This window comes from Exiguobacterium sp. B2(2022) (assembly GCF_028823655.1).
In the GTDB taxonomy this organism is placed as follows: domain Bacteria; phylum Bacillota; class Bacilli; order Exiguobacteriales; family Exiguobacteriaceae; genus Exiguobacterium; species Exiguobacterium aestuarii_A.
In genome coordinates, this window is the sequence record NZ_JAPEHX010000016.1 from 1 (window position 1) to 15734 (window position 15734).

The 15734-nt window shown below is 45.9% G+C and carries 17 protein-coding genes and 1 pseudogene; 5 read left to right on the forward strand and 13 right to left on the reverse strand.

What is annotated here, in order from left to right:
• Nucleotides 1-337 (forward strand): annotated as a pseudogene (locus ON063_RS04600) (SDR family oxidoreductase); the annotation flags it as partial.
• Nucleotides 338-364: 27 nt separating this feature from the next.
• Here ON063_RS04600 and ON063_RS04605 read toward each other — a convergent pair.
• Nucleotides 365-685 (reverse strand): general stress protein, encoded by a 321-nt coding sequence (locus tag ON063_RS04605; protein WP_214782886.1) that lies wholly within the window; start codon nt 683-685, stop codon nt 365-367.
• Nucleotides 686-773: 88 nt separating this feature from the next.
• Nucleotides 774-992, reverse strand: a complete 219-nt coding sequence (locus ON063_RS04610) for a hypothetical protein (protein ID WP_214782883.1) — start codon at nt 990-992, stop codon at nt 774-776.
• Between the two features lie 84 nt (nt 993-1076).
• Here ON063_RS04610 and ON063_RS04615 point away from each other — a divergent pair, with 84 nt between their 5' ends.
• Both ON063_RS04615 and ON063_RS04620 read left to right on the forward strand, forming a co-directional pair.
• Nucleotides 1077-2135, forward strand: a complete 1059-nt coding sequence (locus tag ON063_RS04615) for a GTP pyrophosphokinase (protein ID WP_274664382.1) — start codon at nt 1077-1079, stop codon at nt 2133-2135.
• A gap of 88 nt (nt 2136-2223) precedes the next feature.
• The gene (locus tag ON063_RS04620; RefSeq protein ID WP_074034413.1) at nt 2224-2661 is read left to right on the forward strand and encodes a MarR family winged helix-turn-helix transcriptional regulator; all 438 of its coding nucleotides are present in this window, start codon (nt 2224-2226) and stop codon (nt 2659-2661) included.
• A gap of 93 nt (nt 2662-2754) precedes the next feature.
• On the opposite strand, the gene ON063_RS04625 is transcribed toward ON063_RS04620, so the two are convergent.
• From ON063_RS04625 to ON063_RS04645, 5 genes are all read right to left on the reverse strand, one after another.
• Nucleotides 2755-3312, reverse strand: coding sequence for a class F sortase (locus ON063_RS04625; protein WP_274664383.1), 558 nt, complete (start codon nt 3310-3312; stop codon nt 2755-2757).
• 34 nt (nt 3313-3346) lie between these two features.
• On the reverse strand, nt 3347-4144 hold the full coding sequence (locus ON063_RS04630) for a DUF4397 domain-containing protein (RefSeq protein WP_274664384.1): 798 nt from the start codon (nt 4142-4144) through the stop codon (nt 3347-3349).
• A gap of 248 nt (nt 4145-4392) precedes the next feature.
• The gene (locus ON063_RS04635; protein WP_274664385.1) at nt 4393-5100 is read right to left on the reverse strand and encodes a glycerophosphodiester phosphodiesterase; all 708 of its coding nucleotides are present in this window, start codon (nt 5098-5100) and stop codon (nt 4393-4395) included.
• Nucleotides 5097-6548: a carboxypeptidase M32 gene (locus ON063_RS04640; protein WP_274664386.1), complete on the reverse strand. Its 1452-nt coding sequence runs from the start codon at nt 6546-6548 to the stop codon at nt 5097-5099. Before ON063_RS04640 ends, ON063_RS04635 begins: the two co-directional genes overlap by 4 nt.
• Before the next feature lie 74 nt (nt 6549-6622).
• The gene (locus tag ON063_RS04645; RefSeq protein WP_274664387.1) at nt 6623-8155 is read right to left on the reverse strand and encodes an FAD-dependent oxidoreductase; all 1533 of its coding nucleotides are present in this window, start codon (nt 8153-8155) and stop codon (nt 6623-6625) included.
• A 193-nt stretch (nt 8156-8348) separates the two neighbouring features.
• On the opposite strand from ON063_RS04645, the gene ON063_RS04650 reads away from it, so the two are divergent.
• Both ON063_RS04650 and putP read left to right on the forward strand, forming a co-directional pair.
• Nucleotides 8349-9320: a D-alanyl-D-alanine carboxypeptidase family protein gene (locus ON063_RS04650; protein WP_274664388.1), complete on the forward strand. Its 972-nt coding sequence runs from the start codon at nt 8349-8351 to the stop codon at nt 9318-9320.
• Nucleotides 9321-9657: 337 nt separating this feature from the next.
• Nucleotides 9658-11139, forward strand: coding sequence for a sodium/proline symporter PutP (putP, locus tag ON063_RS04655; protein ID WP_214874429.1), 1482 nt, complete (start codon nt 9658-9660; stop codon nt 11137-11139).
• A gap of 63 nt (nt 11140-11202) precedes the next feature.
• On the opposite strand, the gene ON063_RS04660 is transcribed toward putP, so the two are convergent.
• From ON063_RS04660 to ON063_RS04685, 6 genes are all read right to left on the reverse strand, one after another.
• Nucleotides 11203-11508 carry a hypothetical protein gene (locus ON063_RS04660; RefSeq protein ID WP_083600139.1) on the reverse strand — a complete coding sequence of 102 codons (306 nt, stop codon included), beginning with the start codon at nt 11506-11508 and terminating at the stop codon, nt 11203-11205.
• Nucleotides 11509-11523: 15 nt separating this feature from the next.
• Nucleotides 11524-12078, reverse strand: a complete 555-nt coding sequence (locus ON063_RS04665; RefSeq protein WP_274664389.1) for a hypothetical protein — start codon at nt 12076-12078, stop codon at nt 11524-11526.
• Between the two features lie 79 nt (nt 12079-12157).
• Nucleotides 12158-12913, reverse strand: a complete 756-nt coding sequence (locus ON063_RS04670; protein WP_274664390.1) for a YihY/virulence factor BrkB family protein — start codon at nt 12911-12913, stop codon at nt 12158-12160.
• A gap of 148 nt (nt 12914-13061) precedes the next feature.
• The gene (locus ON063_RS04675) at nt 13062-14480 is read right to left on the reverse strand and encodes an alanine/glycine:cation symporter family protein (protein WP_274664391.1); all 1419 of its coding nucleotides are present in this window, start codon (nt 14478-14480) and stop codon (nt 13062-13064) included.
• Between the two features lie 59 nt (nt 14481-14539).
• Nucleotides 14540-15442: a Gfo/Idh/MocA family protein gene (locus tag ON063_RS04680; RefSeq protein WP_274664392.1), complete on the reverse strand. Its 903-nt coding sequence runs from the start codon at nt 15440-15442 to the stop codon at nt 14540-14542.
• A 53-nt stretch (nt 15443-15495) separates the two neighbouring features.
• Nucleotides 15496-15678, reverse strand: coding sequence for a hypothetical protein (locus tag ON063_RS04685; protein WP_074034388.1), 183 nt, complete (start codon nt 15676-15678; stop codon nt 15496-15498).
• Nucleotides 15679-15734 lie beyond the last annotated feature (56 nt).

A 15734-nucleotide genomic window follows, 5' to 3' on the forward strand; every position in this document is an offset into this window, starting at 1 on the left:
CGTACTTCTGGCCGCTATCGAGCATGCGAAAGCGGGCACGATTTACAATGTCACGAATGATAAGCCACCGCACAATGAGATGATGCTTGACTATATGAAAGAATCGCTCTCTTTCCCGCATTTGACGATCACGGAGACGCCATCGTCTACACTCAGCTCTGTCGAACAGTCATTTAACGACATGGTGAAAGTATTCAATCCTTATTTGAATCGAAACATCACCTTCCATGATGAAAACACAAAACAATTGTTAAAAGATGCGGGATTCTCTCCACTTCGACTTGACCAGCAGTCGTTGCGACGAATCGTGAATGCCTATTATCAAACAAAACATTAAAAAATGGACCGGGCTTCCGGTCCATTGTCATTTATCACAGACTAATACGATTTTTCCATCTTTGATTTCGCGCTCGAGTGAGTCGACCATCTCTTTCGTAAGACCGAGGCTTTCCATCTGTTCCATGCGATCTTCCGAGTTGCTCGTGAATTTCGAGAGCAACGATTCGAACATTCCCTTTTCCGGGATGCGGTACGGTTGGATACCAGCTTCCGCTGCCAGTCGAATCGTCAGTTCTTCATCTTTAGCAAACAAATAGATGTGTTCGTTCACACACCCACCTGAGACCATCTCGTTCACTTCATGGTCTACCGTTGTCATATCATTTACTACCCTTGTCTCTAACATGCACCATCCTCCTAAACGTTCACAGTCGTGGTTTTCACTGTTTTTGTTATTCCCGAAAAATGAGGTGGTAAACATAAATCGTCATCGGCTAATCATGAAAAGTCCATTCTTCCACATCAAAATGCTGCACGATTCCTCCGATGCGCTCACGTTCCCCTTCCATGGTGACACGACCCAATAATCGCGCGGTCACAACGAATTGATTCCCATCTTCTCGGATACGCGATATCCGGTAATCCGCCTGTTGCAATAAACCAGCGATGATCTCCAACTTTTCTCTCTCGGATGACCGAAATGTATGGTTCATGTTCATTCCCCCTCTGTATATATGCTACCATATCGTTTCGTGATGGAGATGATATACTAAAGACAGCGAAAAGGAGTGAGTGACGTGCCTAAACAAGATCTGAATACAATCATGCTGGAATACTTGAATGAAAAAGAAGATTATGAAGCGTTTGCCACAAAACTGAAAGCGCTCCTCAGTGAATTATTGACGGAAGCCGGGATCCAGTTTCATTCGATTGTCGCCCGAGCGAAAGAAGCGGACAGTCTCTATGCCAAACTCTCGCGTAAACCATACCAATACCGTTCGTTACGTGACGTACAAGACCTTGCCGGGATTCGGATCGTCACATACTTTCATGATGATGTTCGAGCAGTCGCGCAAATATTAGAGGACGAGTTTACCATTGATCGAGAACAATCGATTGATAAATCGACTTTACTCGATGCGAATGAGTTCGGTTATTTATCGGTGCACTACGTCGTGGAACTAAGCGAGAAAAGACTTGCGCTCGGGGAGTACCGACGCTTTGCAGAAAAAGAAGCGGAGATTCAGGTCCGTTCGATTCTACAACATGCCTGGGCTGAAATTGAGCATGATCTCGGTTACAAAAATCCAAATGCCGTCCCTCCTGAAATCAAGCGTAGTTTCAGTCGTGTCGCCGGGCTTCTTGAGATTGCTGACTCTGAGTTTGTGAACATCCGTAAACAACTAAGGACATTTGAACAAGAAACAGTTGAACAAATCCTCGATTCTCCTGAGAAAGTAGCCATTACTCGGGACAATTTAAACTATTATATTGCCAACGACCAAACCGTTGAAAAATTGGATCAAGCCATCTTCCAAAGCGAATGGTTACTCGAAACTGATCTTTCGGCAATCGTGGAACTGACTCGGATGTTCCATTATGCAGATATTCGAACGTTCAAAGATTTGAACGACACGCTTTCGACCTACTTCACGCAAGCCATTCAATGTGCGACCTTACTCCCTTCTTCCCTTTTACCAAGACAAGGGATGGGTGTCGTCTATGCCGTCCTGGCCAAACTATTGGCAGAAGGTGATGATCCGCAGATTGAATTCTTCTTTAGACGTTTCTATCCAGATTTGAAACATTATGAGGAAATCATTCAACAAATCCGTTCAAAAGACGAGCCTTTATAACTTTACAGACAACATGTTTTTAATGTAGAATGTTTCTATGTTCTGAAGTATATATGAATAATATTATCACTAGGAGGTAGTTTCGAGGATGACAACACCTGTACCAACTGCTTCACGTCGTCAGCTCGTCGCTGATGCTGAACGTGGGATCCGGATGAACTATCGCGGAGTGAAAAAAAATCTCCGTTCGATGTTCTCACAATATTTGACTCGTAATGAATTCTTCATTCTACGTTCTCTTTGTCAACAGAGTCCTCAAATCGCCTCTGCTTTGTCGAATGAGTTTCAATTTTCAGCTTCGATGATCACAGCACTCGCTGATGAGTTGACGAAGAAAGGATTGATCTCTCGCGAACGCAGCGAACGTGACCGCCGTGTCGTCGAACTTCAAGCGACAGACGAAGGTCGCGAGTTGTTCGAGACGTTAGAGAGCATGAAAATCGAATACTTGATGGATGTATTTACTGATTTCTCTGATGAGGAACTCATTTTACTTTCAAAATTGTTAGACCGCATGGACGCTTAATCCATGAACAGACCTCAGCCATATTGGTTGGGGTCTATTTTTTATGAGGCATGAAAAAGGAGATGCAAAACGTGTGTTTGCATCTCCTTGCTGTCAGTTTGTTTCAATCAAGTGTGCCGTGACGACGATCCGGTCACGATACCCAAGATTTTCATCGTATGGCCCTGCACATGTAATCAGTTGAATCCGTTTCGCCTGAGTCGCCGCAAAGATTGATGCGAGCGGGACTTGATCAAGGCGATATTGCTTCACACTGACTACTTCATACGTAGCGACTTGATCTTCCCCCTGGAGCGTCACCAGTTCTCCTAGCGGAAGTTGACCAAGATTCGCAAAGATGGCGGGACCGTTCAAGTCATCAAGATGACCCGACAAGACGACGTTTCCGGTCGCCCCTGCTTTCGCACCATACTGATACCAACCGACTTGATCCACTTCAGACGGTGTATCCATCCGACCAGCCTCATCTTTCCCGACCGCTTCAATCGATGCATCGACATCAATTGATGGAATGACGAGTCGTTTCGGGGTGAAACTTTTCGAATGAAACGATTGCCTGTCGACCTGTTTAGAGGTCAATACGAGTGGTTCAGCGAATTCGGCCGTCGGCATGACAAATGGTTTGTCTGGTGCTTCAGCTTGAGCACCCATCACTAGAAATGTGATGGTACCTAGAAAGAACAGCTTAAGCGTCTTGCTTCTGACGACGAAAGACGTAGAATCCAGCCGCTGCTGCTCCAACTACTGCTGCTGCGAGCAACCAGTTCATTGATGCTGTTTGAGCGAGACCACCTTGTCCTGTTTCAGGGGCCATTGCCATCTCTCCACCGTCAGCGGCAAGGAGTACTTCAAACGCTGGTTCTCCTTCAAGGAGTCCGATCGCGAATGCTGTATAGTTCTTACCACCTTCGAGTGCGACTCCGTCAAGTGCTTTCACGACATCCGTCGCACCTGCTGGACGAACTTCAAGGTCATACGTACCAGCATCAAGTGTGCCATAATCACTTACTGCTTTGAACTCGAGGTTCGAGAAGAGTGGGTCTCCACCTTTAGGTGCGACATCCACTGCTGGTGCATCTGGTGCAAAGTGTGCGACGCGGACTTTTGATTTACCGTCTTCGAAGTTCGCATCATCTTCCATTGCAGCGATTTCGATGTTTTCAAGTTGACCGATCGCAGCAGCTGTGTAGAATTTGCCTGCTTCGATTGAAAGGTCTGCTGCGACGACGACTGTTTCTGTGTCACCTGCTGGCTTGATTTCAACGTTGTAATCCCCTGCAGGAAGTGTCAAGTAGTCAGTGAGATCCTTGAACTCTGCTCCCTCGACCGCGACTTCCCCATCCACATACACGTCAACTGCCGGTGCATCAGGTGAAGCATGTAGCACACGGACCATCGCATTTTCATGTCCATCGGCGCTAACCGGTAGGATGAAAGCGAAGGCCAGTGCTAGTGTACCCAGTAAAGACATCAACTTCTTCATGTGAAATTTCCTCCTTTTGTCTACGGTAACCTACGAATTGCATACAACAAGTGTGATGCAGTGCTACATGGTGTGCTACATCTGATTGCTATGTAGCTCGGTGACATCTTAAACTTAAGACAATCCGACAATGACGTAAAGGGGACACTATGTCCTGAATGTGCTCCGATATGCTAGCGCATGAAAGCGCAACCTTTACATTATTGTAGATTCCCAATCTCGACAAAGTAAAACCCTTTAGTCTGTGACTAAAGGGTTTTACTTGCCCATTCGATATCATTGACGAAAATGGCGTCGACTTGTAACGTTCGGCAGCGATCGAGTTGTGCCTCTGTCTTAATCGTATAGGGTCTGACGGGCACACCATGTCGTTGCAACGATTGAATCTCCTCATTCGTGATGCGATCGATATGCGGATGAACTGAATCGGCACCAACCGATTCCAGATATCCAACGGTGTCATATAGTGGCTGCGCGAGTAAGATGGCCGCCTCGATGTCTGGTCTCATCTTTTTCAATCGGTGAACTGTCTCGTGATTGAATGAAGAGAAGAGGATACGAGACGGGTTGATGCCCGACGACTCGATTGTATCGAGCAACCGAGATTCGATGCCAACGTATCGTAGCACATCCGTCTTCACTTCAAGATTTAATCGAATCGATTCATCCCTAACAAGTTCGAGAAGTTCTTGCAGGGTCGGGATGACCTCTTGTTGAGAAGATCGAACTCCGGCGTTAAACCTTCTCAATTCGTCGAGCGTGTATGAAGACACCAAACCGCTCCCGTCCGTCGTACGTTCCAATGTCTCATCATGAATGAGAACAAGCTCATCATCTTTGGTCAAATGAACATCTGTTTCGATCCCATCTGCCCCCGCATCCAGCGCGAGTCTGAATGCCGACATCGTATTCTCCGGTTGTAGTGCCATCACACCACGGTGCGCGAACCGCTTCATTTGGACACAGTCTGATACTTGTCCGTCAAATAGCGAACAAGTGGTTGAACCGAGATTTCTTGCCCCGTCACTTTTTGGATGAGTTCATTCGGTGTCAGACGTTTTCCATATTGATGGACGTTTTCTTGGAGCCATGTTTTGATCGGCTCAATCTCACCATCTTGAATTAGTGTCTCAAATTGAGGAAGGTCTGCTTTCAATGCCTCCGTTAACTGGGCTGCATAAATGAGACCGAGCGCATAACTTGGGAAATATCCGAACGAACCACCAGCCCAATGTACATCTTGAAGTACGCCTTTAGCGTTTGTTGGAACATCGAGTCCGAGATACTCTTTATACTTCTCATTCCACGCGGCCGGAAGCTCGTCGACGGATAACGTTCCTTGAATGAGTGCTTTCTCGAGTTCATAGCGGATGATGATGTGAAGGCTATACGTCAGTTCATCCGCTTCGATTCGGATAAGTGAAGGTTTTGCCTCGTTTACTCCACGATAGAACGTATCAAAATCGATGTCACCATATACCGGGTAGAGCTCTTGGAGTTTCGGATAGACGCGGCGCAAGAACACTTCACTACGACCGATAAAGTTTTCAAAGAAGAGCGACTGTGATTCATGGATTCCCATCGATGCGCCACCGCCTAGCCCGAGCTCGTCAAGCATTGGGTCGATTTGTTGTTCATACGTCGCGTGCCCTGCCTCGTGCATCGTTCCGAACAAGGCATTACGGAAATCCGCCTCATCATATTTCGTTGTGATTCGGACATCGCGACGGTTGATCGTAATCTCAAACGGGTGCACCGTCGCGTCAAGACGACCACGGGACAAATCGTATGCAACGACATTCATCCAATCATGACAAATCTTTTCTTGAATGTCTGCCGGCATCGACCAATCTAGTGAAAGTGATTCTTTTGGAAGCTGTTGAATGAGCGGAACCAGCTCGTCTCGGAGAGAAGCGAACAGCTGATCTAACAATTCAACTGTCATCCCCGGCTCATAATCATAAAGCAGGGCATCGTATGGATGCTTCTCATAGCCGAAATATTCCGCAAATTTTTGTTGGAATCCGATAATCTTTTTCAAATATGGAGCAAACATGTCCCAATCGTTTTGGTGTTCAGCTTCAGATACGAGCGTCACGTACGCTTGATACTCATCATGAGGAATCTTTGCGTTTCGTTCATATTGCGTTTTTGCGATTTCAAGCGAACGCGATTCGACTTCAGACAATCCACCTTCTTCAGACATGCGTCCTAATAAAGAAGCGAACGACTCACTCGTTTGTCGTTTGAACGCCTCGGTCGACAAATATCCGATTGTTTCCGCACGGAGCGGTGCCGACTGTTCCGGCATCTGAGTACGCATATCCCAATATAAGAGAGAGATTGCTTCATCGAACGCACGCAATTGCTTAAAATGTTCACGCCATTCTTTTGTTAGTTCCATCTGTCATTCACCCCTATGTGTTGTTCTGTTCTCTTTCTACTTTATTATAGCTGTCAACCTTTGCCTATACTAGTTTACAAATCTTCTCGCATCTTGTAGGGAAGTGGTTTTGTCGCAGGACCTTCTAGGACGGCTCCTTTAGCATCAAAACGAGACCCATGACAGGGACAGTCCCAAGTCCGTTCCGCATTGTTCCATTTCACCGTACAACCGAGATGGGTGCATGTCAGATTGACTACGTGACAATGGTTGTCTAAATCTCGATACACCCCTTTTGTCTGATGGTCCACTTGCACGATTCCACCTTCATCTAGTTGAAGGTCCTCCACGTCCCTGCGTTCGAGTACGCGTTCCACGGTCCCTTTTGCGAATTGTGTCGCCGTATCGAGATTCGTTTTAACAAATGAGCCGACATCAGTTGGTTTGACGGTTTTCCGAAGTGGCGACACCAACTCCGAAAATCGATTCGACTGACCGGTAAGCTGGTCTGCGAGTAAATTCCCTGCTGCAATCCCATTAGTCATCCCCCATTTTAGAAATCCTGTAGCTAGTAAGATGTCTGGTTCCCGTTTGAACATTTGCCCGACATAGGGAAGCGAGTCCAACGTGATGAGATCTTGAGAAGACCAGCGATACGACGCCCGATTCGTTCCAAAATAGTGTTGTGCATCACTCTCCAGACGATCATAGCGACTTCGGGTGTCCGTCACCTGTCCCGCTGTATGTCCTTCTCCGCCAATTAATAAATACGTTTTTCCATCATCTACATATGACCGATACGATCGACTGTTTTGGTCAACACTTAAATACATCCCTTTCAGCGGAGCTGTATCCGTTTCACAAGCGACGATATAGGAGCGCTCTACTGAAAATTTTGACACGTATAGGCCGCGTAGGTCATTGAATGGATAATGGGTCGCAATCACGACCTGATTGGCCTGAACCCTTCTTCCTGTAGCAGTCGTGACAATCGGGCGTGGGCCTTGACTCACATCTAACGCCCTCGTCTGTTCATAAATCTTCCCACCCAGTCGGACGAATCGATCTGCCAATTCACGTAAGTACTTAACTGGGTGGAACTGTGCTTGCTTTCGAATGACTAGCGCTTGATTAATTGAGAAGGGAAGCGTGTTTCTGACTTCCTCCGTCGCATCCCCTCCGTCAAGTTTCAACCGACGATAAGCATCCAATTCTCTGGACAGTTCTTCACTCGGTTCCGTTGAATATAAAAACGAGTCTTCTATCGAATAGTCACATTCAAATCCTTCATCGATTTGCTTTTGGAGATAGCCGAGTGCCTCTGCATTAAATTCGTAGTATAGTCGGGCAGTCGTTTCATCGAAATGTCGAATCAGCTTCTGATATATCGCTCCGTGTTGGACAGAACACTTCGCCGTCGTGTGTCCTGTCGTGCCGTGTCCAATCTCTAATGCTTCTAGGAGCGTTACTTGTTTTCCTCGCTTTTGGAGTTCATAGGCACAGACTAGCCCGGCGATTCCGGCTCCGATGACCACGACATCAGATGATTCCGAAGCGGTTAACGGTGGGTAAAGTGTCCCTGTGTCATGTTGTCGCCAGATGGAGTTTGTGAACGGATAACGTTGCATGGCTTATTCCCCTCTCATTAATGGCATTCTTACCTCTATACCCGATACACCATCGTTTCATCATCAATCATTGACCTAGTTCTTTATTTTATCGGCGCAATAAATATGCGTTTTCTATTATCTTTATAGAGTAACGATAAAGGAGGGACTTGTTTTGACCCGTAGAAGGAGACACCGAAGAAGAACGTACATCATGCGAAGAATGGTTGCAGCGGTAGTGTTGCTTGGAATCGTCGCACTGATCCCGACATTGGTCGGATTTAAGCAGGATAAAGAAGCACCGACACCCACTGAAACTGCGGCGCCAAAAGTAGAACCGATGAAACAAGGTCCCGTATTCCCCGACATCGAGATGGGAACTTGGCACAGAAGTGAAACGATGTTACTCCATAACAAAGACATTCCAGTCGGCGCGATGACTTTCGTAAATGTGGACAAACAAGAGATCATGATTGACAAAAATGCTGACGACCGCGTCTTCCCTGCCAGCACGACAAAACTGATGACAGCTTTACTCGCCTACGAGAAAGCATCGGCGGCAAACGAACTCGACCAGCCGCTCATTTCGATCCAGACCTCAACACTCGATATCCCTTGGGACAGCCACATCGCGCATCTTGAGATTGGTGATACATTAACGGTACGCCAGGCGCTATACGCCACGCTTCTTGAATCAGGGAATGATGCCGCAAACAGTCTGGCAGAATATACGAGCGGTTCGACCGAAGCATTCGTTCAATTGATGAATGAACGGGCAAAAGTTCTTGGATTGACAGGTACCCATTTTGTGAACGCGCACGGATACTCCGATCCAAATCACTACACGACGGCGAATGATATGGCCAAAATCACATACGCATTTAGTACATATCCTGAACTTGTTGAGATTGCCGGTACATATGAATTCAAAGCGGAATTCAATGACAAAGACGGAAATGGCAAACGACGCTGGTGGTATCACCTTGGCTCCTCCGTCAATGAGAGAAGTATCCACTACTCAAAGTATGTGACCGCTACGAAAACGGGGTATACCGACGAGTCGGGCTATACGATGGTGTTTATCATGAAACATCAAAACGAGACGTATATTTTGGTCACAATGCAGGCAAAATCCGGGCAAACTTTCCCGACAATGCGTTTGGTCGAAGAGAAGGCTTTTCAATAATGTCAGAAAAGGGCATGTAAATCCATGCTCTTTTTTCGCTTTTTCTGAAAAAAAGACACCTAATGTTACAGCAATGTTACAACAGGAAGTCCTCAACATTTCAAATATTCAGAATATTTAAACTTTTTAACGTCTATTTTTCACTCTCATCCGTTGATATGATGGGCTTTAGAGCCATTTTTCTGAAAAGGTGACAGTTTGCAATCATTTAAATCGTTCGGTAAGGTAAGACACAAGTTCGCCTTTTCAACTTTTGTTATTGACTGTGTGATGTGTTCACACAATCGCGAACGAGTTTGATAAAATAGATTTTCTTAACTTAATAGGAGGTAATTCAATGCTATGGCAAGAATGGGTATCAATCGCGCTTTATCTCGTGATGATGCTTCTTATCGGATACGTTGCGTATAAACGAACGACCGATTCATCAGATTATATGTTAGGTGGCCGTAAAATGGGGCCAGGAGTTACAGCCATGTCAGCCGGAGCTTCGGATATGAGTGGTTGGATGTTAATGGGACTACCGGGTGCAATGTATGCAACTGGACTATCAGCAATTTGGTTAGCCGTTGGATTGGTCATCGGAGCTTACTTGAACTACTTGTTAGTTGCTCCACGGCTTCGCGTCTTCACAGAGATGGCGAACGATTCGATTACGATTCCAGACTTTTTAGAGAATCGGTTCCGAGATCACTCGAACTGGCTACGGATCCTATCTGCATCCGTCATCATCATCTTCTTTACGTTCTATACGTCAGCCGGACTCGTTTCTGGCGGGAAGTTGTTTGAAAGCTCATTCGGATTAAACTATCAGACAGGTGTTATCGTTACAATTAGTGTCGTGATTTTGTATACCCTCTTCGGTGGGTTCACGGCAGTTAGTTGGACAGACTTCGCACAAGGTGTCATCATGTTCTTGGCACTCGTGCTCGTTCCATTTGTTGCTTTGACGGATCTTGGTGGAGTAGACACTGCTGTCAACTCTGCAACGACAATCAATGCCGACTTGTTTGATCTCTTCAAAGGGACAACGACACTCGGGATTATCGGTCTCCTCGCTTGGGGACTTGGCTACTTCGGTCAGCCACACATCATTGTTCGCTTCATGGCCATCCGTGATGTGAAATCATTGAAAACAGCACGTCGCATCGGAATGAGCTGGATGACCGTATCGATCATCGGTGCAGTCATGACAGGTTTCGTCGGAATCGCTTATTTCCGTGGACAAGGTAATCCACTCGGTGACCCGGAAACAGTCTTCATTCAATTCTCAGAAGTCTTGTTCCACCCGTTCATCACTGGATTCTTGTTAGCTGCAATTCTTGCTGCAGTCATGTCGACTGTATCATCACAATTGCTCGTTACGTCATCTGCTTTGACAGAAGACTTCTATCGTAAGTTCTTCAACAAAGAAGCAAGTGAAAAAACAATGGTACTTGCTGGACGTATCGGTGTCTTGCTCGTCGGATTTGTGGCGACTCTTATGTCACTTAACCCGTCTAGTACAATCTTGACACTCGTTGGTTATGCTTGGGCCGGTTTCGGTTCTGCATTCGGACCAGCAATCCTGTTGTCACTCTACTGGAGCAAGATGACACGCCAAGGTGCCCTCGCTGGTATTCTTGTAGGTGCCATCACGGTTATCCTTTGGATCGTGACTGGACTCTCAACTGTCCTTTACGAAATGGTTCCTGGTTTCTTCTTAAGTATGTTGGCAATCGTGCTTGTCAGTAACTTTACAAGCCAGAAAGAACAGAAACGCATCAACCGTGAATTCGGTGAGATGGAAGCTGAATTGGCAGCTGCGAAAAAAGAATAATCCAGACCAATTTAAAAACTCGGTTCCCTTCAGAGGGACCGAGTTTTTGTATTACGTTTTTTATTACATCGATGCTGCGATTAACCAGACACGAATCACAAACGGTACGAGCACCAATACGAGCATCGCATTACGCATCCATTTGCTTCGATTCCAATAGTACGCCATCAACACGAATGGATGAAGTGCGACCAGTTCATATGGGTTGAACCAGAACCATGTGATGATCAGGACAATCAAGTAATAAAGAACCGACTTTTCCTTCGTTGATCGATATTCACGCCACATGTCATATGCCCCTTTGAAGAACGCAATGAATGTCGCAATCCAAAACAAAATGACAATGATATTGTCGAATCCACTAAACAACTGAGTAACCACCTTTTAGAAAGCATTTTCTACATAAAAACCGCCCCAATAAATATGACGGTACGTAAACTCTTTTCCACTCTCTACAGTAATCACAATTTCATCTTCCGTCAATACAAGGACGTGAACAGGCACTTCTCCTTGGCGTAACATCGGGCTAAACAATTGAAATTGTTTATTGAGCCATTTCCGTTCTGAAAAATTCTGATAGTGATGTAGCGCAAGCATCGGATGGCTCAAATATGCCGCTCCAACGATTGCGATGGTGACAGGTGGAGCCCCAATTTCCATCAGGAATGAAAAGACGAGAACGAGTGACAAAACTGAATAGCCAAACTCAACCAATTCCATGAAAGAAGCACGACTGGCGATGACATATTGTATCACACGAAACATGAGATACAATATGATACTCACAATTAGAAACTCCGAGAATGGCGATTGGCGAAACGATACATCCAAATAGAACAAGACAGGTAACAGGAGGATCCATTTCCACAGATGTAAGGCGAGGTAAAACAATGATTGATCGATGAAACGACGATTGTGTACGAGCCGTTGCATATCCATGTTTCCCACCTCCGCTTAGATGATGTGACCTTACGTTACCATTCCCTATTCTTTTAAATGATAACTAGCATTTACACGTCTAACGAAGTTTTTCTTTTCTCTCGATTAATGTTGCGTTTAAGAGTCCTCCTAGCAAAATCACAGAAGCAGCAAGGTAAAACCAAATCAACAAGACGATGAACGCTCCAAGTTGACCGTAGAACTGTTCATAGTTCGCAAACTGGGAATAGTAGCTGAACACGTTTGAAACGATGAGGATTCCTATAGTCGCAAATGCCGCCCCAGCCCAACTATTCTTGAATGTACCTGACACACTCGGTAACCACTTATAAACGAAGATAAATACGGTAAAGAGTAAGCCAGTCCCTACAATCCATCTAAAGTAAAACCATATCTGGGCATAGGTCGTGACGATCTCATCGATGAACAAGATATATGAAGACACTTCACGTAACGCGGTTTCGATCACCGGTACGAGTAATGAGAACGGGAGTACGAACATGAGTGCCAATGTGATTGCGATATCTTGCAAGACACCTCTCCAAAACGCCTTATTTCGGACCGCACGATAAGCATCGTTTAATGCCCGAACCAATGACTGCACAGCAATCGATGAAATCCAAAGTGCGGGTAAGATGCTGAATGATGCCAATTTCAATTTAGAGTTATCGAAAATCGCTTCGATGTTCCCTTCTAACAGCCGATAACTCGCTTCAGGCATAATGAGTGATAACGCTTGAATCACATCACCGCTCGTAAATGGTAAAAACCCCACAATCCCTAATACGAATAATAAGAATGGGAACGTGGATAATATGAAGTAATAGGCCAACATGGCAGCTTGGTCTACGCTTGACGACTGTCGATAAAACTTGTTTCATCTTCATTCTCTACTTTCTTTAGTATAATATAAATGCGGTATTTGAAATATTATTGTTAAAATGAAGGAGAGGCTTCCGGCAACGGAAGCACTCTCATATGGGTTAACTGATTTCTTCTTTTTTCGCTTCCCACGCCTCGATGTGTTCTTTTCCGGGAAGATCGACGCCTTCTTTAAAGAATTCTGGGTCTCGCCCTTCTTTCTTCTGAGCCATGTAATCATCGAGTAACGTCTTCGCGACTTTACTCAAGCGGAAGATCGCATACATGTTGACGAGCGCCATGAGTCCCATAAAAATGTCAGCGATGGACCAGACAAGCCCTGCCGACCGTACTGAACCAAACATGACCATACCGACGACTGCAATCCGATAGATGATGAGATAGCGTTTCTTTTCCGAGATGAACTCAATATTCGTTTCACCATAGTAGTAGTTCGCCAGAATGGAACTGAAGGCGAAAAGTAAGATGGCGATGGTCATGAGCGTCGTCGCAATCGGTCCAATCTCGACGAGAAGTGCCTCTTGCGCAAGTTCAATCCCTTGGAACGACTCGGACCCTTCAACACCCGAGATCAAGACGATCATCGCCGTCGCTGTACAAATGAACAACGTGTCCACAAAGACGCTGAGCGATTGGATCAATCCTTGTTTGACAGGGTGACTGACTTCAGCCGTAGCTGCCGCATTCGGTGCGGAACCCATCCCCGCCTCGTTCGAGAATAGCCCACGTCGAATTCCTTGAAGGACAGCCGCACCGACCGCACCACCGAACAATTGTTGGAAACCGAGTACACCTTCAGAGAAGATGGCCGAGAAGACTTGTGGCACGACATCAAGATTCGTCAAGACGACCCAGATGGCCAGCAAGATATAGCCTCCTGCCATGATTGGTACGATGATTCCCGATAGTGTTGAAATAGAACGTATCCCACCGAAGATGACGATAGCGGTGACGACTGACAGAATCAAGCCGACCCATACCGTGTCGACCTCAAACACATTGTTCACGGAGAGTGCAATGGTGTTGGCCTGTACCGAATTGAAGGCAAAACCGAACGCAAACGTAATTAAAATCGCAAACACGATGCCGAGCCACCGTGCTCCGAGCGCCCGTTCGATGTAATACGCCGGTCCCCCACGCCAAGCCTTGCCATCATGCACTTTATACACTTGGGCAAGCGTGCTCTCAACAAATGCCGAGGCCGCTCCGATCAAGGCGATGAGCCACATCCAAAACACGGCCCCAGGACCACCTAATGCAATCGCCGTCGATACACCGGCAATATTCCCTGTGCCGACACGTGCTGCGGTACCGATTGCGAACGCTTGGAATGAAGAAACTTGACCTTTCTCGTGTTTGAGCCCTTTGACAAATAGTAGTTTGAACATCTCAGGTAGCATTCGGAACTGGACGAACCCCATCCGAATCGTAAAATAAAGACCTCCTGCAATCAAGACGAAGATGAGAAGGTACGACCATAAATAGTCATTGATTTGCATAATAAGTTCACGGATATCCAACGAAATCGCCTCCTTTTATCGGGTTTTTACCCGCTATGAATCTGACAGAAACAGTGGGTTCACTGCACGTTTTTAAGAATCTCTTCACATAGACGATGTGTCTCTAAACTATCCTCAGCTAGGACTGACTTGTTCGCTTCCCCATTTAACAGTTTGATAAAGTCATCAATCAAGTCGATAAAGCCCCGACGCTTTAAATTTGACTCCCACGGATCGAGCGGCCACTCTTTTATCCCATCGACGCCATAGTCTATGACTCGTTCGACGTCCCGTGTAACACGCTTCACAGATGAAGACATGACTTCCATCACTTCTTCCGTGCATCCATTATCACGGTTCATCCAGCCGATTGCTTCAATCCCACCCGTCTGAAAATGAATCATCACCTGTTTCAACACATCTCCTTCATATCGCGGCGTGACAGACAAGCGTTCGACAGGGTGAAGGTCCGTCAAATAACGAAGCGTATCGACGACGTGCACAAAGTCCTCGATGATAAATTCTCGAAGTGTCGCCGGTTTATACGTTCTGTTCTTTTGAATAAGTATCATGTTCTTTTGTTCGACTTGTTTAAGCGCCTTTGTCGCCGTAGCAAATCGGCGATTAAAACCCGTGACGAGATGAACACCCTTCTCTTTCGCAAGTGCAACAAGACGTTCTGTCTCTTCAAGTGAGAACGTGATCGGCTTGTCGATGAAGACATGCTTCTCTTGCCGTAAACAATATTCGGCTTGCTCGTAATGGGCAGCTGTCGTCGAATGAATCATGACCGCATCGATTTGTGTCATCGACACGGCTTGAAGGTCCGTATATCCTCCTTCAAAACGATAGGTCGATAGGATGTCTTGTAACTTCTGTTCATCTCTTGAGACAAGATACACGTTCACGTTTTTTAATCCGGCATATACTGGCAGATACGCTTTTTTTGCCACGTCACCTATGCCCACTACTAAAATATTCAATCGGTCCACTCCTTTATGTTATATGTAGAAAGCCCGAAGCGACTGCCTCGGGCTCACGTAATAGATACAATCTCAAAACTTGTGATCGGTTCACGAATCGCGTCGGATACAATCTGGTAAGCCGCGTTTAGTTCCTCTTGGTTATTTAAATCTGGCACCCGGTCCATTTCCACCTCGACCGTCCGAGTGTTCTGTTCTTTCGCATGTAATTGATATTCAACGGTATACTTTTGCATCACATGTCCCCCTCTAATTATACATATGTTATGTATAACCTGTTCATCGAATGATG